Raw genomic sequence first — 18,846 nt, forward strand, 5'->3', positions numbered from 1 at the left:
TCGCGGACCAGGCCCCCATCCGCTGGCGGGCGGCGAGGCCCGGCCGGTCGGGCAGTGTTCTTGCGGGATGTTTGCGCCGCCCGCCGGCAAGGCGAACTTTGACCCGCCTTCCCCAGGACCGACGGAGACCATGCAACGCAGCCTGAGCCAGCCCCTTCCCGCCGACTTCCGGCGACCCCCCATGGGGGGTCGGCGTCTCGCCGAGCGCGTGCGCGACGGAGGCATGGGACTGTTCGATTGGTTCCGCGGCGTGCGCTGGTCCGTGAGCTTCGTCGCCTTCCTGGTCTACATCTTCTCGCTGGTGACCATGCGCTTGATGGTGGGCACCGAAGCCATGGTCGTCGCCCTGTTGGGCCTCCCCTTCGAGAAGCACAAGCTCAAGTTCCCCCAGCCGGCCGTTCTGCTGACCATCTTCGTGCTTTGGTGTGTGGTCGGCTACATGATGTCGCCCTTCCAGGGCGTGGTGGCCACTTCCCTGGAGCAGCTGACCAAGGCGGGCATCATCATGTTCGTGGCGCTCAACGTGCTGAGCGACTGGAACCGGTTCCGGATGTTCCTCCTGGTGTTCCTCGGGTCGTTTCTGTTCTACCCGGGCCGCGGCTCGATCCTCTTCTGGGCCACCGGTGCCTACACGGTCTTCGGGCGGGCGATCTGGCTCTACATCTACGAGAACCCCAACGACCTGGCCGGGCTGACCTTCCTGCCTCTGGCGTGCGCGCTGTACATGATGGGCGAGCGCGGGCACAAGCTGGCGCGCCTCGGCGCCGTGGCATCCGTCGGGGTGTGCGCCTTCGTGATCGTGATCACGCAGTCCCGCGGCGCCATGCTCGCACTCATCGGGATGGGCTTGCTTTCCCTGGCCAACCAGAGAAAGAAGCTGCGCGCCATCGCCGCGGTGCTCTTCCTGGGTGGCATCGTCGCGATGTTCACGCCCGATGACATCATGAACCGCTTCATCGGACTCGTGGAAGCCGACTCCATCGAGGAGGCCGATCCGGAGAACTCCGCGATCGGACGGTGGACCATCTGGAAGGTGTCCATCGAGGTTTTCGCGGGCCGCCCCGTCACGGGCTGGGGCTTGGGCGCCTACCCCCTGCAACACTCCCGCGTCAGTCGGGGACGGCAGGACCTGCTCCCCGGCGCCCGCGGGGCCCGAGACACACACTCCACCTATCTGCGGCTATTGGGCGAAACCGGGATCGTGGGATTGTCCTTGTTCCTGGGCCTGGTCGGAAGCGTGATGCTTCGGATCAGCCGCGCAGCAAAACGACTCCGACGCATCGATCCGGAGCGCGCCCTCCAGTTGCGCTACCTGCGCAACGCTATGGTGGGCTTTCTCATGGCAGGCGTCTTCGCATCCTACGAAGAGCTGGCCTTCCTGTACGTGCACCTGGCGGTCCTCTGGTCGGGCGCGGTCCTGGCGGAACGCTCCCTGGCCCAAGCCCGAGTAGAGTCTCGACAACGTCTGGCCACACCAGGCGCTACTCCTCTTCCCCGGGTCGCTTCCGTGCGATGATTCCTGTCGTCTTCTGCGTCGACAGCTTCGAGGAAGCCGGAACCGAGCTCAACACCATTCGAACCGCCGAGCGGATCGATCGCAGTCGGTTCGACCTCCGGGTGGTCTGCTTGTCTACGCGCGGCCGCCTCATCGATCGCTACCGCGAGTTGGACATCCCCATCGTTCCGTTCGAGATCGGCTCGCTCTTCAAGCCGCCCCCGCTCGGCCAAGCGCGACGCTTGGTCCGCTACCTCCGCGAACAGCGCGTACAGGTGTTCCACGCGCACGGCATCTATGACAACGTCTTCGGCGTGCCTGTGGCGCGCTGGGCCGGCGTGCCGGCGGTCATAGCCAGCCGCCGCTGGTGGAAGACCCCGGTGCGTCCGGAGTTGGGGCCCCTGAACCGCCTCTCCTATCGACTTGCCCACGCCGTGCTTGCCAATTCCCACGGTGTGGCGCGTATCCTCACCACGGAGGATGGCGTGGAACCGGCCCGCGTGCACGTGATCCCCAACTTCGTCGAGCGTGCTGCCTTCCAACCTCCCGATGCCGCATGGATCGCAGAGCGTCGACAGCAGCTGGGCGTCGGCGTTCAGGCCCGCCTCATCGGCACGGTCGCTCGCCTGCGGCCGGAAAAGGATCACGCCGGCCTCGTGGATGCGTTCAGCCGCTTGGCCCACCGCCATCCCGATGTGCACATGGTGTTCGTGGGAGACGGCCCCGAGGAATCCCGACTGAGGGAGCTGATCCGCGCGAAGGGGCTCGAAGGGCGGGTCCTGCTCGCGGGGAAGCAGCCCAGCCGCCCGAGTTGGCACGCTCTGTTCGAGGTCTCTCTGCTCGGTTCGCAGAGCGAAGGCTTCCCCAACACCTTGCTGGAAGCCATGGCCCTCGGGCGTCCCCTGGTCGCGACCGATGTGGGCGGCGTCCCCGATGCGCTGGAGAATGGTGTCAACGGTGTGCTGGTGCCCCCGGCGGACCCAAGTGCGTTCGCAGCGGCCTTGGAGCCGCTGCTCGCCGACGCGGCGCTACGCACGCGCATGGGCCAGGCATCACTGCAGAAGGCTGAAGCGTTCACGGCCGAGCGTGCGATCGGGAGCCTGCACGACCTTTACCTGAGTCTCCTGGGAGCACGCTGATGTGCGGGATTGCAGGCTGGGCCGGGCTTTCGGGGCGGCAGAACGGCCGCGCCGAGCTCCAACGCATGTGTGACGTGATCCGGCACCGTGGGCCCGATGATGAAGGCTTCCACCTCGCCACTGACGTGGCGCTGGGGATGCGACGGCTGAGCATCATCGACGTCGCGGGTGGGCACCAACCCATCTCCAGCGAAGACGGCAATGCCACCATCGTCTACAACGGGGAGATCTACAACTTCCAGGGCCTCCGCCGGGAGTTGGAAGCCAGGGGCCACACCTTCCGGACGCACACCGACACCGAAGTGATCCTGCATCGCTTCGAGGAACGTGGCCCTCAGGTCGTCGACGACCTCAATGGCATGTTCGCCCTGGCCATCTGGGACGAGCGGGCCCAGCAGCTCTTCGTGGCGCGCGATCGCATGGGCATCAAGCCGCTCTACTATTGGCCCGTCGACGGTGGAGTGGTCTTCGCTTCCGAGTTGAAGTCCATCGCTTGCCTGCCGTTCTTCGACCAGCCCATCGATCCAGAGGGGTTGGCCCAGTACCTCTCCCTGGGATACGTGCCCGACCCGCTTTCAATCTATGCCGGCGTACACAAGCTCCCGCCCGGACACCGGCTCCTCTGGTCACGGAGCGAGGGCCTGCGTGTCGAGCAGTATTGGAGCCCACTGCGAGCGGAGGATCCGACCATCGACCGCGATGCCGCCGTCGAAGAGATCCGGCGCCTGATCGACGACGCCGTGCGCGCCAGGTTGGTGGCGGATGTGCCGTTGGGCGCGTTCCTGTCCGGAGGCATCGACTCCTCGACCGTGGTGGCGCATATGGCGCGTCACAAGACCGGCGCGCTCAAGACGTTCTCCATCGGCTTCGAGGAGCGCGAGTTCAATGAGGCGGACGACGCTCGCGCAGTCGCTGAAGCGCTCGGGACACAGCACACACAGCTGACCGTGCGGCCCGACGTGGACGCACTGATCGAAGCCGTCGTGCTCGGCTTCGACGAACCGTTCGCAGACTCGTCGGCCATCCCCACATACCTTGTTTCTGAACTGGCACGACAGCAAGTCACGGTGTCGCTGTCGGGGGACGGGGGTGACGAGCTGTTTGGTGGCTACACGCGCTACATCGAAACGCTGGGTCGTAGGCGCGAGCTCCCGACCCTTCTCGGCAGGCCGTTGGCCGCCCTCGCGCGCCGCCTGCCGCATGCCACCTTGGGCCGCAATCGGCTGCTGGATCTCGGCCGGCGCATCGAGGGCCGCTACGCGACCCAGGTCGCCTATCCCCTCGACCCGCGCGAGGGCGGAGTCGCGGGTCCCGATCTCCTCGCGCGCTTGCCCGACTTCGAGCGCTGCCTCGAGCCCTGGTTCGCTCAGGTCCCGACGGGCACCCTCGCCCATCGACTCATGAGCGTGGACCTCCTTACCTACCTCCCCGGGGATATCCTCACCAAGGTCGATCGGATGTCGATGGCCGTCTCGTTGGAGGCCCGCGTCCCCCTGCTCGACCACCGGCTCGTCGAATTCGCGATGCGCATCCCCAGCGAGCTCAAGGTCCGGGGAGAAGGCAAGTGGATCCTCCGCGAAGCCGTCCGGCACTTGCTGCCCGAGCGTGTGTTCCGCAAGGCGAAACAGGGCTTTGCGGTGCCCCTCAAGCCGTGGCTTCGCAACGAGCTGCGCCACCGCCTCGAGCCTCTGACCCGCCCCAACGCCGAGATCCAGGAGTGGGTGGACCGAGCGTCGGTGCTGCGACTGCGACGCGAACACGACGAGCGTCGCCGTGACCACAGCACGCTCCTGTGGCGCTTGTTGGTCCTGCAACTCTGGCTGGAGTCGCGGCACAGCCCCCTCCCCACTCCCGACCCTAGCCTGCTGGGTGCCGCAGACGCCTGAAGCCGTCTGTTTCCGCCAGAAAACAAGCGTTTTCCAGCCCGCCGGCGTGCCGAGGTGATGCACCCCTGACCCGACTCGCGCAGGTCTGGCACGATTTTGCAAACCTGAGGCCTGCGCGCCACACCTGATTCCGTAGGCTACTGCGCCAGAAGCGCCTACGGTGCCGGGAACCGAGGTTTCTCGGGGCTCCGCGCAGGTCGGGCCCGAGTGTTGCAGTAGTCCGGCGCTCGTGACCCGACCCTGTCGCGCACCTGCACCACATGACGTCGTCAACGCATGTGTCCCGCAGTGCCGCGGCCGTATTTGAAACCTCCCACCGTGGGTGTAAGAGCGCAGTGAAATACCGGTTCATCGGGAGCTCGGTCACGGGCCTCCACACGAGACACCCCCTGCTCGGCACGTTTCTTCTCCTTCTCCTTCTGGCTTCCTGTCGCTCCGACTCCCTCGGACCGACGCTCGATCTGGACAACCCCGTCGACGGCGACCTCGTGGTCGAGCCGGTGGAGCTCTTGCTCACCAACGGCGAGTCAGGGTGGGTCCGGCCTTTGATGCGCACCCTCACCGGGGTCGACCTGTCGTCGTTCCCGGGTAGCGAGCGCATCGTCTGGTCGGTGGACCGGCCAGCGATCGCCGACGTCGCCAAGGACGGCTCGGTTTCCGCGAAGCTGCCCGGTGAGACGCGCGTGACCGCCACCCTGGACGGTCGCACGGCGAGTGCCTTCGTGACGGTGCTCCCGCGCCCCGCCGCGCTGCGCCCGCTCATGGATCTCACCATGCTCGGCACCGTGGGTGCCACACTGCGCGACAGCATCGGCGTTCAGGTGATCGACGAAGGGGGCCTGCCGGTCGCCGGTTTCGAGGTGCGGTTCTCGACGGAGCTCGGAGACGGTCGCGTCTCTCCCAAGACGGTCGTCACCGACGCCTCCGGCATCGCGCGTGTCTCGTGGCGCTTGGGAGGGGACATCGGTCTCCAGGCCGTGCGAGTCGCATCGGACGGACTGGACGAGATCTACCTCAGCGCTCAGGTCGAACCGACCTCCGATCGCCTCCGGCTCGAACCGGTCGACGGCGACGGCCAGGAGGGTGAAGTGGGCGAACTTCTCGACCGGCCGCTGAAGGTCCGGGTGGTCGACGAATTCGGGAACCCGGTTACGGGCCAGGAGGTCTCCTGGGAGTTGGACGCGGGCTCTCTGGTCACGGCCACCTCCGCCTCGGACTCCGAGGGCCTCCCGCTGCTCCAGGCCAAGTCCACCGCCGGCAACACTGGCCTCACCGAGGTCAGCTGGCGCCTGGGCACCGAGTCCGGGACGCATCGCGCGGTTGCGCGGCTTCCCAACGGGTTCTCGGCGTGGTTCGAGGCCAAGGCCAGTGCCAAAGTCATCGCCAGTGTGGAGATCACCCCAGGTGCGCTCGACCTGGAGCCCGGCCGCCGGGCCAGCCTCGATGCAGTCGCGTACGATCCCTTCGGGAACAAGATCAGCGTCGATCCGCGCTGGAGCTCGGCCAACCCGGCTGTCGCGACCGTCAGCAAGACTGGTGAGGTCGTGGCCGTGTCCGTCGGTACGACCGAGATCCTGGCCGAGACCAAGACCATGACGGCCACCGCCACCGTCCGGGTGCTGCAGGTGGGAGCCAGCCGCATCCTGGTCGCGGGCGGGAACAGCCAGGTGGGGCAGGTCTCAACGACGCTTCCAACCTCCTTGGCGGCCCGGGTCGTCGATGGACAGGGCCGGGGGGTTCCCGGAATCCGCATCACCTGGGGTGTCGCCTCCGGTGGCGGCTCGCTGTCGGCCCGTTCGTCCACGACCGACCAGACCGGTACCGCGCGTTCCTCCTGGACGCTGGGCGGCGCAGCCGGAGTGCAACGCGTGACGGCCGGCGGTGGCGGACTGACTGCGGTGACGTTCGTGGCACAAGCCACGGCCGCAGCCGCCCGCACGGTCCGCGTCCTCCCTTCGGTTCTCTCCATCCAGCCGGGTGACGAGGTCCCGATGCAGGCGCAGCTGCTGGACGGACAGGGCAACCCCATCTACGGCACCACCTTCACGTGGAGCAGCACCAACGTGGGCGTCGCCCGCGTGGGCCCGAAGGGAACCGTAGACGGCATCTCTCCCGGTCAGTCCTTCGTGTACGCCCAGGCAGGGTCCGTTCGGGGTCTCGCCACCGTGAACGTGGCGCAGGGCGCCGGCCGGGTGCAGATGGGCGCACCGCGGACGAACTTCAGTGCTCTTGGCGATATGGTGCAGTTCACCGCCCAGGCGTACAACGCGAGCGGCGGGAAGATCAGCGGCTCGTTCAACTGGGTCAGCCGCGACCCTGGCGTCGCATCCGTCGACGCGCTGGGACGCGTGACCTCGAAGTCGAATGGGTCCACCCGCATCGTGGCCTGCTCGGGCGCCTGTGACAGCCTCAGCGTCACGGTGCGTCAGATCCCCAACGCGGTGAGTTTCGGCGCCAACTCGTTCTCGATCGGTATGGGCAGCACCCAGTCTCTGGGCGCCAAGGCGGTGGACCCACGCGGAAACGCGGTTCAGGGCGCCTCCTGGACGTTCTCCAGCTCCAACACCTCCGTGGTGAGCGTATCGGCGGCTGGCGCGATCACAGGGGTGAGCACCGGCAGTGCCACCATCACCGCACGGGCGACGGCTCAGGGCACCTCGGTCAACGGACAGGTCTCGGTGACGGTGAGCGGGGGAAGCGCTCCGCCCCCACCGCCACCGCCCCCGCCGCCGGTCGGTGGGGCACCCGACCTGCCGCGTAGCTGGGTCAACACCAGCTATACGGCTCCCGGTGGCCGCACGATCCGCGTTCGACAGGGAGACGACCTGCAGGCGGCGATCAACAACGCGCAGCGCGGTGACATCCTCATGCTCGACGCCGGAGCCACCTTCCGTGGCGACTACGTCCTGCCGGCCAAGGCCGGGAGCGGATGGATCGTCATCACGACGAACACGACCCTCCCTCCAGCGGGTGCGCGGGTGACACCGCAGAGCGCGAGCAACTTCGCGCGCATCGAAGCCGCCAGCAGCTCACCGGCGCTCTGGGTCAAGCCCGGAGCCAGCCAGTATCGGATCATGGGCGTGGAGGTCGGCGTCGCGTCGTCGGCACCGTTCAGCTTCGGTATCGTGAAGCTGGGCGACTCGGGGGCCGCTCAGAACAGCCTCTCCAAGGTGCCGCGAGACATCATCCTCGACCGCGTCTACGTGCACGGACCCACCAGCATGCACGTGAAGCGCTGCGTGGAGATCAACGCGTCGCCCGCAGCCGTCATCGACTCGTGGCTCTCCGACTGCCATGCCCAGGGGCAGGACTCCCAGGCCATCTTGGGGTGGAACGCGCCAGGGCCGTTCAAGATCGTCAACAACTACCTCGAGGGTGCTGGCGAGAACGTCATGTTCGGTGGCGCCGATCCCTCGATCGCCGGTCTGGTCCCCTCGGACATCGAGATCCGGCACAACCATCTCTTCAAGCCGCTCTCCTGGCAGAACACCGCGTGGACAGTCAAGAACCACTTCGAGCTGAAGATGGCGCGGAGGGTGCTCTTCGAGGGGAACGTGCTCGAGAACAACTGGATCCAGGCCCAGACGGGATACTCGATCGTGTTCCAGAGCCTGAATCAGGGTGGGGGCGCGCCGCAGGCGGTCGTCGAGCACGTCACCGTCCGCTACAACCTCATCCGCAACAGCGTGGCAGGCATCAACCTGCTCTCGCGGTTCAAGGCCACCTCCGCCCAGGCTGCAAACAACATCTTGATCGAGCACAACGTACTCGACCGGATGGGACCGACCTCGAGCTTCGGCGGGCAGGGGCGCACCTTCCAGGTGCTGGATGATATCCGCTCACTCACGATCCGCAGGAACACCGTATTCGCGGGTCAGTCGGTGCTCCTCTTCGACGGAGCGAGCCCGACGCAGAACTTCGTGTTCCAGGGCAATATCGTCAGCTTCACACAGTTTGGGATCATCGGCAGTGGCGCAGGCGAAGGAACGGCCGCGCTCGCCCAGTATGCGCCCGGTGGCACGTTCTCGGACAATGTCATCATCGCCGGGAAGAACTCGCTCTATCCGTCGGGGAACCACTTCCCGGGGAACGTCAGTCAGGTCGGCTTCCAGAACGTGGGTGGGGGCAACTACCAGTTGTCCGCCTCCAGCCCCTACGCCGGCCGGGGAGCGGATATCCCGGCCCTCAACGCCGCGACCGCCGGGGCCCGCTAGGCCGAGGCAAGCGACGCGCAGGTCCAGGGCCCGGAGGCACCGCCTCCGGGCCCTTCGTGCGTCAGGGCTCGCACGAGCAGGGCTCCCCGCAGCGCCGACCGCCACCAGACCGGCCGTGGGCCCGTTGCGGGACGCTCGCCCCTTCGGCATCCTCCCCCGCTCCGCCCCGACCCCCCTGGCGCGGAGTCTGCTATGATGGCGCATTCTCGCCTCATCCCCGAGGTGACCCCCCAGTCAAGGCAAGGGACAGATCGGTGCGGGACACGCTGGATCGCTTCTGGAAGGCCTTCGAGCCAGGGCACGGAGACGTCAAGACCCTCCAGGCCATGGAGGGACTCCGCGCCATTGCGGTGTTTCTGGTCTTCCTCGTCCACTACGCGGCTCTGTTCGAAGTGTGGCTCCCTTCGGGGAGCGTCAGCGCCTTCGTGTCCCGGCATATGGCCTCCATCGGCAACGCAGGGGTCGACCTCTTCTTTGTGATCTCGGGGTTCCTGATCTACCGCATGTTGGTGCGCCGCCCCCGGCCGCTCCCCACCTACCTGGGTCGCCGTATCCAGCGGATCTACCCGACGTTTCTCGCTGTGCTGGCGCTGTACGTCGTCGTGTCCTGGGTGCTCCCTTCGGTCTCCAAGCTGCCGTCGGACCCGGGAGCGCAGGTCGTCTACCTGATCCAGAACCTGTTTCTCCTGCCTGGGATCTTCGACATCGAGCCCATCATCACCGTGGCCTGGTCGCTCAGCTACGAGTTCTGCTTCTACCTGGCGGTTCCGCTCGTGGTGTGGGTCTTCCAGCTTCGGCGCTGGGCTCCTGCCACCCGTCTCGTGGTGATCTCGGTGCTGTGCGTGCTCGTCTTCCTGGGAATGCGCACCGTCCGCGGCGCGCCCTACCAGATGCTGATGTTCGGATCAGGCATGCTGTTGTCCGATGCCCTCCTGGCCAGGGGGAATCGACACTGGCCCGCGCTGGGTATCCCGGCCCTGCTGCTGTCGTTCGTGGGGATGATCCTGATCCTCGAGCTGCAGATGAGTAGCCGCTGGCGGCTCTGGTTGCTGTTCATCCTCTACTTCTTCGTCGTCATGGAGTCGATCCGGGGCCTGGGCCCGTTCGCACGCTTCTGTTCGCTGACGCCCCTGCGCCGCTTCGGGAACATGAGCTACTCCTACTTCCTGCTGCACGGCTTCGCCGTGCGGATGGCGATGGAGGTGATCGCCCGCGTCTGGCCAGCCTCCTGGTCGAACGCCGCGGGATTCTGGCTGCTCCTCATGCCGGTCTTTCTCTTCTCGATCATCCCCTGCGCCGCACTGTTCTTGTGGGTGGAGCGACCCCTCTCTCTGGAACGGCGCTAGGCCTCCGGTTCGGCCGGAAGCCCCCCCTCTCCTCTCGTCTCTGGTTCCTCTGCCACCGGAGAGACCGAGACCCTCGACCTCCGCACCGGAGCGCCCCCGACACCGGGGGACCGGCACTACCAGGCGCGCGCGCGCGGCTGACGTCGTGGCGGCGAGCCCACGCTGAGTTCGCGCGACGGCAAGAAGGACCATCGCTGCGTTCATCAGTCACCTGTCGCAAGCCCGCATCGAAGGACGAACGTCGCGTAGCGGTGGGCTTTGTGGCCGAGCGTCGCGAGCTGACCGCATGGGTCTGAATCATGCCTGCCACGGAACCACACGAAACGTCATTCACAGGTTGCGCCCCTGCTACAAAACAACGGCACCACCCCCGGGGTCAGCGTAGCTCCAACGCATCACCGTTTTGCAATGACTCACACGATTCGCGGCATCGGTTCTTCCGTTTCATCCGTCGCTCGCACTCGCCTTCATGCGACGCTCGCAGCCCTCCTGCTCCTCACCAGCACCGGATGCGGTTCCGATTCACTGGGACCGTCATTCGATCTGGATGCGCCCGTCGAGGGCGACCTCGTTGTGTCGCCCGTGGAGTTGCAGCTCCAACAGGGCGCCACCGGCTCGCTGCAGTTGACGCTGCGTACCCGGGATGGACGCGAGCTCTCCTCGTTTCCAAACAGCTCCAAGGTTGTCTGGAGTAGCGACCGCCCCGCGATCGCTACCGCCAGCAACGGGGGCGCGGTTTCCGCGCGGCACCCGGGAGTTGCGACGATCACGGCCGCGCTCGGCGAGAGCCGCGCGCAAGCGGTCGTGTCCGTTGCTCCCCGGCCCGCCTCGCTGCGACCGCTCATCGACAAGGCAGCCGAAGGGGCGGTGGGATCGGCGCTGGACTCGATTGGTGTTCGCGTCGTGGACGAAGGTGGGCTGCCGGTCGCCGGCATGGCGGTGCAGTTCACTGTGGAACTGGGCGGAGGCAGTGTCTCTTCACCGCAAGTCCTCACTGCCGCGGATGGGAGCGCCAAGGTCATCTGGCGTTTGGGCGCCAACCCCGGGGACAACGCACTCAAGGTCTCTGCGGGCGGCCTCCCAGACATCTTTCTCCGCGCAGTCGGAAAGCGGAGCGGTAGCCGGTCTCGGCTGGAGATCCTCGGCGGCGAAGGCCAGCAGGGCGAGGTAGGTGCGCTGTTGGGGTCCGACCTTGCCGTGCGGGTCATCGACGAGAACGGCTCCGCCACGGCCAACGTCGGCGTGACGTGGGAGTTCGTGCACGGCGCCGGTAGCGCGGCCAGCAGCCAGAGCCCCACCTCATCCGCGCTGGTCGCCGCGCACACCGATGCAGCAGGTGTGGTCCGCGTGAGTTGGAAGCTCGGTGAGGTCTCGGGCGATCAACGCGCCGTGGCCAAGCTCGAGAACGGCTACGAGGTCTGGTTCAACGCCAGAGCCAAGCCCGGTCAGCCGTTCCTCGTCCAGATCGAGCCCGGCGCCGCCGACCTGGGGGTCGGTCAGAGCCGGAGGTTCACAGCGACCGTTCGCGATCGCTTCGGCAACCTGACCGACGCACAGTCGGTGAGCTGGAAGGCCGCCGATCCATCCGTTGCCTCCATCAACGCGGACAACGGAACCGTCGTGGGTGTGGCGTCGGGCCAGACCAGTGTCGAAGCACGCTCCGGCGGCCGCACCGCCACCGCCCAGGTCACGGTCGTGCAGTCCGGGCCGTCGGCACTGCGCATCGCCTCGGGTGCCGGACAATCCGGGGTCGCTGGAAGCCCCCTGCCCCAGCCGATCGTCGCTCAGGTCACTGACGCGGCGGGCCAGGGCCTTCCGGGGGTGTCGGTCGCATGGCAGGTCGCTCGCGGCGGCGGGTCGCTCAGCGCTCCCGTGACCGTCACGGACGCCCTGGGTCGGGCTTCGGTCCAATGGACCCTCGGAGCCGTTGCGGGAACGCAACAGCTTACGGTCTCGGCAGGAGCCCTCAGCCCGGTCGCGGTCGTGGCGATCGCCAGCGCCGGAAGCGTGGCCGAGGTGCGGGTCACCCCCGCATCCACCTCGCTGAGCCCCGGAGAGGAGCGGCAGTTCCTGGCCTCTCCGGTCGACGCGGCGGGGAACCCAGTGACCGGTGTGAGTGTGACATGGACGACGTCCAATGCGGGCGTTGCGACCGTCTCCTCTGCTGGTCTGGTTCTCGCAAAGGCAGCGGGAGACGCGCAGATCCGGGCAGCCGCCGGCGGGGTGGTCGGGACATCGTCCTTGACCGTCTCGGCCCCGGTCGTCAGTGTCCGGATCACGGGAGATTCTACGTCGCTGAATACACTGGGCGGCGCACTCCTTCTGGGCGCCGCCGCGTACGATGCGAACGGAGTCAAGATTGTGACCAGCGGAGCCAACTGGACGTCGCGCACTCCCTCGGTCGCCTCTGTCGACCAGCTGGGTCGGGTGGTGGCGCGGGCGGTGGGCTCGTCTGTCGTGGTGGCCTGCCTGATCGGAGCCTGCGACAGCGTGGCCGTGGAGGTGCGCCAACTCGTATCACAGGTGGTCGTCTCCGCTCCAAGTACCAACCTCACCAGCGGAAGCACGGTTCAGTTCTCGGCGGAGGCGCGTGACCCCGGGGGCAGCCCGGTGCCCTTCGTCAGCTTCACCTGGGCCTCCTCCAATCCGTCGGTCCTGCAGGTGGACGGCTCCGGCCGAGCCACGGCGGTGGCCCCCGGTTCCGCGGCGGTCGTGGCCACGGCCCACGTCACCAGCTCCATGGCCCTGGCGGGGCCCTCGATGACCGGTCAGAAGAACGCGACGGTGGTGTCCTCCAGCACGCCCCCGCCACCTCCGCCACCCGCTGGTGGAGCTCCCGAGCTCCCACGCACCTATATCAACACGAGCTACCAGGCCCCCACCGGCCGCCGGATCCAGGTCCGGGCCGGGCAGGACCTGCAGGCCGCCATCAACCAGGCCCAACGGGGCGACATCCTGGCCCTGCAGCCGGGTGCCGTGTTCGTCGGGAACTTCGATCTTCCCGCCAAGGCCGGTAGCGGGTGGATCGTCCTCACCACCGACATGACCCTCCCCGCCGAGGGGACACGGGTCACGCCTACGGTGGCGAGCGCCTTCGCCAAGATCGTGAGCCCCAACACCGACCCGGCCCTGTGGGTCCGCCCAGGAGCCAGTCAGTACCGCATCATGGGCCTGGAGGTGACGACAGACGCGGCCGCTCCACTCAGCTGGGTCACGGTCAAGCTGGGTGGGTCCGGGGCCATGCAGGACGCCCTGTCCGAGGTGCCGCGCGACATCGTCCTCGACCGCATGTACATCCATGGGCAGCCGAACCTGCACGCGAAGCGGTGTGTCGAGATGAACGCGTCGCCCTCGGCAGTGATCGACTCGTGGCTGTCGGACTGCCACGCGGAGGGGCAGGACGCCCAGGCCATCCTGGGGTGGAACGCGCCGGGCCCCTTCAAGATCGTCAACAACTACCTGGAGGGCGCGGGGGAGAACGTGATGTTCGGTGGAGCCGACCCGAACATCCCCAATCTGGTGCCTTCGGACATCGAGGTACGGCACAACCACTTGTTCAAGCCCCTGTCGTGGAAGGGCTCCAAGTGGACCGTCAAGAACCACTTCGAGCTCAAGATGGGACGGCGGGTGCTGTTCGAGGGGAACGTGCTCGAGAACAACTGGGTGCACGCCCAGTCCGGCTTCTCCATCGTCATGCAGAGCCTCAACCAGGGCGGCAATGCGCCCTGGGCCGTGGTCGAGCACGTGACCATCCGCTACAACCTGATCCGGAACTCGTCGCAGGGCATCAACATGCTGGCCCGCTTCCAGGCCACCCCTGCCCTCGTGCAGAACAACGTGCTCATCGAGCACAACGTGTTGGACCAGATCGGGGCGGCGAGCTCCTTCGGCGGCCAGGGGCGCCTCTTCCAGCTGCTGAACAACGTCGAGAATGTCACCATCCGGAACAACACGGGATTCGCCGGACAGGCCTTGATGCTGTTCGATGGCAACACGCCCGCGCCCAACTTCGTCTACCAGAACAACCTCACCGTGCTTGGCCAATACGGTATCATCGGGAGCGGCAAGGGCGAGGGCACGGCGGCCCTGGAGTACTATGCTCCCGGATACGTCTTCGGCAACAACGTGCTGGTGACCGGGAAGGCCAACCTCTACCCGAACGGCAATCACTTCCCCTCGAACGTGAGCCAGGTCGGGTTCGCCAACGTGAGCGGCGGGAACTACCAGCTGAGCGGCTCCAGCCCCTACCAGGGGACCGGCGCCGACATCGCGCAGTTCAACGCGAAGACCGCTGGAGCCAACTGACGCAACGCTGAAAGGCAGAGACGGCGAAGGGGGATGGGCGAATCGCCCATCCCCCTTCGTCCGTTCTGGGCCCGCTCGGCTTGCGCCCGAGCGGCCCGCGCGAATGCCTCGAGCTACTCGGCGCCCAACTCCTCGAAGCTCCCGTCGTCTCCCGCCAACCCGAGACTGAACTCCTCCGGCTGGGCCAGCGGCAGGATCTCCTCGTCGTAGTAGGACTGCTCCACCATGAACTCGACTTCGTTGTAGCGGTGGACGCCCGTACCGGCGGGAATCAAGTGACCGATGATGATGTTCTCCTTCAGTCCGGACAACTCGTCCCGAGCGCCCCGCACCGCCGCGTCCGTCAGCACCCGGGTGGTCTCCTGGAAGGAAGCCGCCGAAATGAACGACTCGGTGGTCAGGCTGGCCTTGGTGATCCCAAGCAGCAACGGCTCGGAACGGGCCGGCTTCTGGCCCTCCAGCAGGGCCTTCTGGTTGATCTCCCGGAACTCGACCCGGTCCACGTGATCCCCTTCCAACAGCATGGTGTCGCCGGGGTCCATCACGCGCACCTTCTGAAGCATCTGGCGCACGATTACTCCGATGTGCTTGTCGTTGATCTTCACGCCCTGTAGGCGGTAGACCTCCTGGATCTCGTTGAGCAGGTACTCCTGCACCGCGCGCGCACCCTTGATCCGCAGGATGTCGTGCGGGTTGATCGGACCTTCCGAGATCCGGTCTCCAGCCCGCACCTGGTCGCCCTCATGCACCCGGAGGTGTTTCCCGACCGGCACCTCGTAGGTGCGGGACTCGCTGCTCTCGGGCGTGACGACCACCTCGCGCTTGCCGCGCTTGATGTCCCCGAAGGACACCGACCCGTCGATCTCGGTGATGACGGCTGGATCTTTGGGCCGCCGCGCCTCGAACAGCTCGGCCACCCGCGGCAGACCTCCCGTGATGTCTCTGGTCTTGTAGACCTCGCGGCTGATCTTGGCCACGGTGTCGCCAGGGCTCACCGTGTCCCCATCCCGTACGGTCAGGTTTGCCCCCACCGGGATGATGAACTCGCGTAGCTTCTCCGAGCTCTTCCCCGTGCTCCAGATCTGAATCATGGGGTGCAGGGACTTGTTGCGGTCTTCGATGATCACCAACTGCCGGCGACCCGTGGATTCGTCGAGCTCCTCGCGCATGGTCTGCTCGTCGATGATGTCGACGAAGCGCACCTGACCGGCCGTGTCGGCCACGATCGGCTCCGAGTACGGATCCCAGCTGAACAGCAGGTCGCCACCGTTGATCGCCTGACCCTCCTCCACGGCCAGGGTGGCCCCGTAGGGCACCGCCAGGCGGCTGCGGATCTGGCCTTCCTTCGTCTTGAGGACGATCTGTCCCTCTCGGGACGTGACCACGCGCTCGTCGTCCGGCGTCTCGACCGTGGTTACACGATCCAGCGCCACGATCCCCTCGATCTTGGAGCGACGCTGCGTCTGCGCCGCGATACGGGCCGCCGTACCACCGATGTGGAACGTGCGCAGCGTCAGCTGCGTACCCGGCTCACCGATCGACTGAGCCGCCAGGATTCCCACCGCCTCACCGATGTCCACCATCTTCATGGTGGCCAGGTTCCGGCCGTAGCACTTCTGGCAGACGCCGCGCTTCGATTCGCAGGTCAGCACGGAGCGGATGCGCACCGTCTGGATCCCCGCCTCATCGATCGCCTCGGCAACCTCATCATCGATGAGATCCCCGGCGCGCACCAACAACTCGCCATCGATCGGGTCGTAGACGTCCTCGAGCGCAACATTTCCGACGATGCGGTCCGCCAGCGGCTCGATGATGTCCTCGCCTTCCTTCAAGGCGGCCATCTCCAAGCCGAGGATCGTGCCACAGTCTTCGGTCGCGACCGTGACGTCCTGCGCCACGTCGACGAGGCGGCGCGTGAGATACCCGGCGTCAGCGGTCTTCAGGGCCGTGTCCGCCAGACCCTTGCGGGCGCCGTGCGTCGAGATGAAGTACTCGACCACGGTGAGGCCTTCACGGAAGTTCGATTTGATGGGGCTCTCGATGATCTCGCCGATGCCCCCGGTCAGTTTCTTCTGTGGCTTGGCCATCAGGCCGCGCATCCCAGCCAGCTGACGCATCTGGTCCCGGTTTCCGCGGGCTCCCGAGGTCATCATCATGTACACCGGGTTGAAGCCGTCCTTCGACCGCTCCAGGTGCTTCACCATGGCCTCCGCGACGTCGTTGTTCGCGTGGGTCCAGGTGTCGATGACCTTGTTGTAGCGCTCGCCGTTGGAGATATACCCGGCCGAATAGGCGCGTTGGAACCGCGTCACCTGCTCCTCGGCGTCCCGGAGGATCTCCTCTTTCTCCGGCGGAATCTCCAGGTCTTCGATTCCGACGCTGACGCCACCCATGGTGGCGTAGCGGAAGCCGAAGTCCTTGAGGTTGTCCAGGAACTCGGTGGTACGGAGCAGGCCGACCTCGTTGAAGCACTGGAAGATCAGATCTCCGAGCTCCTTCTTCCCGAACGTCACGTTCAGGAAGCCCAGGTCGTTCGGCACGATCGAGTTGAAGAGCACGCGCCCCACGGTCGTATGGACCCAGCGGCCCTCGCCGTCCTCCGTCTCCCAATCATCCCCGCCCACCCAGAAATAGCAGAGGTCGTGGAAGCCCACGGCATCAGTAGCCAGGGCCATCTCCACCTCACCGAAGGTCGAGAAGCGCGGAGCCGCAGCATAGAGCGTGTCCAGCTCTTCCTCGGCCTTGCTGCGCGCGGCCTTGGCGGCCCGGCGGTCTCCCGCCACCCGCTCAAGGTCCGCCATCTGCAGCGGTGGCTTGGTCAGGTAGTAGGAGCCGATGACCATGTCCTGCGTCGGCGCCGCCACCGGCCGGCCGTTCGACGGCAGCAGGATGTTGTTGGAGGAGAGCATCAGCACGCGCGCCTCCAACTGCGCCTCGAACGAAAGAGGCACATGCACCGCCATCTGGTCGCCGTCGAAATCGGCGTTGAAGGCCGAGCAGACCAGGGGGTGGATGCGAATGGCCTTCCCCTCGACCAGCACCGGCTCGAAGGCCTGGATGCCGAGACGGTGGAGCGTCGGTGCGCGGTTCAGGAGCACCGGGTGGTCCTTGATGATGTCCTCGAGGACCTCGTAGACCTTCGGATCGTCCCGCTCCACGATCTTCTTGGCGCGCTTGACCGTTTCGGCCTCGCCCCGCTTCTCCAGCTCATGGATGATGAACGGCTTGAAGAGCTCCACGGCCATGGCCTTGGGCAAGCCGCACTGATGCAGCTTCAGCTCGGGTCCCACCACGATCACCGAGCGGCCCGAGTAGTCCACGCGCTTGCCCAGCAGGTTCTGGCGGAAGCGCCCCTGCTTGCCCTTCAGCATATCGGACAGCGACTTGAGTGGCCGCTTGCCGCGCCCGCGAATGGCCTTGGAGCGGCGTCCGTTGTCGAACAGGGCGTCGACCGCCTCCTGCAACATGCGCTTCTCGTTGCGGAGAATGACCTCCGGCGCTCGCATGTCGATGAGCTTCTTCAACCGGTTGTTGCGGTTGATGACGCGACGGTACAGATCGTTCAGGTCCGACGTCGCGAAGCGACCCCCATCCAGCGGCACCAGCGGGCGCAGATCCGGCGGAATCACCGGCACCGCGTCCATGATCATCCACTCGGGCCGATTGCGGCTCTCGGGCGTATCCCCGGAGTGACGCAGGGCGTCGACCACCTTCAGGCGCTTCAGCTTCTTCTTCTTGCGATGCTGGGACGTCTCGGTGGCGATCTCATTTCGCAACCAATCGGCCAAGCGGTCGATGCCGCGTCCGTCCGAGTTGCGCTCCTGGATCTTCTTTTCCGGCGTGTCCAGAAGTTTCAGAAGCGTGCGAATGGCCTCCGCACCGATCTCGGCACGGAACTCGTCGTCGCCCTCTTCACGCGCCTTCACTCGGAGGTCGTAGTATTCGTCCTCGTCGAGGAGTTGCTGGAACTCGACGTCCTGCTTCCCGGGGTTGGTCACCACATACGACGCGTAGTAGATGACCTTCTCCAGGTCTCGGAGCGTCAAGCCGAGCAGGTAGCCGAGTTGGCTCGGCAGGGTCTTGAAGAACCAGATGTGCACCACGGGCACAGCCAGCTCGATGTGTCCCATGCGCTCGCGGCGAACCTTGGACAGCGTCACTTCCACTCCGCAGCGGTCACAGACGTGACCGCGGAAGCGAATGCGCTTGAATTTGCCGCAGTGGCACTCCCAGTCCTTCACCGGGCCGAAGATCCGCTCGCAGAACAGACCGTCGCGCTCGGGCTTGAACGACCGGTAGTTGATCGTTTCCGGCTTGGTGACCTCTCCGTACGACCAACCGCGGATCTCGTCGGGCGACGCGATCCGGATCTGGATGAAGTCGAAGTCGGAGCTACGCGTGTCTCGCGACCTTGGAAAGTCGATCATCAGGCTCAGTCCTCGTATGGATCCGGCCATCCCG

General features: G+C 66.4%; 7 protein-coding genes. 6 read left to right on the forward strand and 1 reads right to left on the reverse strand.

Annotation, left to right across the window (positions count from 1 at the left end):
• The first annotated feature begins 130 nt into the window (after positions 1–130).
• The 6 genes from R3E10_05490 to R3E10_05515 all read left to right on the forward strand — a co-directional run bounded on the left by R3E10_05490 (position 131) and on the right by R3E10_05515 (position 14,385).
• Entirely contained in the window at positions 131–1,516 is a 1,386-nt protein-coding gene (locus tag R3E10_05490; protein ID MEZ4415189.1) for an O-antigen ligase family protein, read from the forward strand.
• Positions 1,513–2,634 carry a glycosyltransferase gene (locus tag R3E10_05495; GenBank protein ID MEZ4415190.1) on the forward strand — a complete coding sequence of 374 codons (1,122 nt, stop codon included), beginning with the start codon at positions 1,513–1,515 and terminating at the stop codon, positions 2,632–2,634. Before R3E10_05490 ends, R3E10_05495 begins: the two co-directional genes overlap by 4 nt.
• Positions 2,634–4,520 carry an asparagine synthase (glutamine-hydrolyzing) gene (gene asnB, locus R3E10_05500; protein MEZ4415191.1) on the forward strand — a complete coding sequence of 629 codons (1,887 nt, stop codon included), beginning with the start codon at positions 2,634–2,636 and terminating at the stop codon, positions 4,518–4,520. Before R3E10_05495 ends, asnB begins: the two co-directional genes overlap by 1 nt.
• A gap of 335 nt (positions 4,521–4,855) precedes the next feature.
• Positions 4,856–8,734, forward strand: coding sequence for an Ig-like domain-containing protein (locus tag R3E10_05505; protein ID MEZ4415192.1), 3,879 nt, complete (start codon positions 4,856–4,858; stop codon positions 8,732–8,734).
• Between the two features lie 254 nt (positions 8,735–8,988).
• Positions 8,989–10,080: an acyltransferase gene (locus R3E10_05510; protein ID MEZ4415193.1), complete on the forward strand. Its 1,092-nt coding sequence runs from the start codon at positions 8,989–8,991 to the stop codon at positions 10,078–10,080.
• 408 nt (positions 10,081–10,488) lie between these two features.
• Entirely contained in the window at positions 10,489–14,385 is a 3,897-nt protein-coding gene (locus R3E10_05515) for an Ig-like domain-containing protein (protein MEZ4415194.1), read from the forward strand.
• A 113-nt stretch (positions 14,386–14,498) separates the two neighbouring features.
• On the opposite strand, the gene rpoC is transcribed toward R3E10_05515, so the two are convergent.
• Positions 14,499–18,812, reverse strand: coding sequence for a DNA-directed RNA polymerase subunit beta' (gene rpoC, locus R3E10_05520; protein ID MEZ4415195.1), 4,314 nt, complete (start codon positions 18,810–18,812; stop codon positions 14,499–14,501).
• Positions 18,813–18,846: the final 34 nt, after the last annotated feature.

The organism is Gemmatimonadota bacterium, from assembly GCA_041390105.1.
Taxonomy (GTDB): Bacteria; Gemmatimonadota; Gemmatimonadetes; order Longimicrobiales; family Gaopeijiaceae; genus JAGQIF01.

Bases quoted from the DNA above. Each gene is read 5' to 3' on its own strand.
- asnB (MEZ4415191.1), top strand. From the start codon at position 2,634: ATGTGCGGGATTGCAGGCTGGGCCGGGCTTTCGGGGCGGCAGAACGGC.
- R3E10_05515 (MEZ4415194.1), top strand. From the start codon at position 10,489: ATGACTCACACGATTCGCGGCATCGGTTCTTCCGTTTCATCCGTCGCT.
- R3E10_05495 (MEZ4415190.1), top strand. From the start codon at position 1,513: ATGATTCCTGTCGTCTTCTGCGTCGACAGCTTCGAGGAAGCCGGAACC.
- R3E10_05490 (MEZ4415189.1), top strand. From the start codon at position 131: ATGCAACGCAGCCTGAGCCAGCCCCTTCCCGCCGACTTCCGGCGACCC.
- rpoC (MEZ4415195.1), bottom strand. From the start codon at position 18,812: ATGATCGACTTTCCAAGGTCGCGAGACACGCGTAGCTCCGACTTCGAC.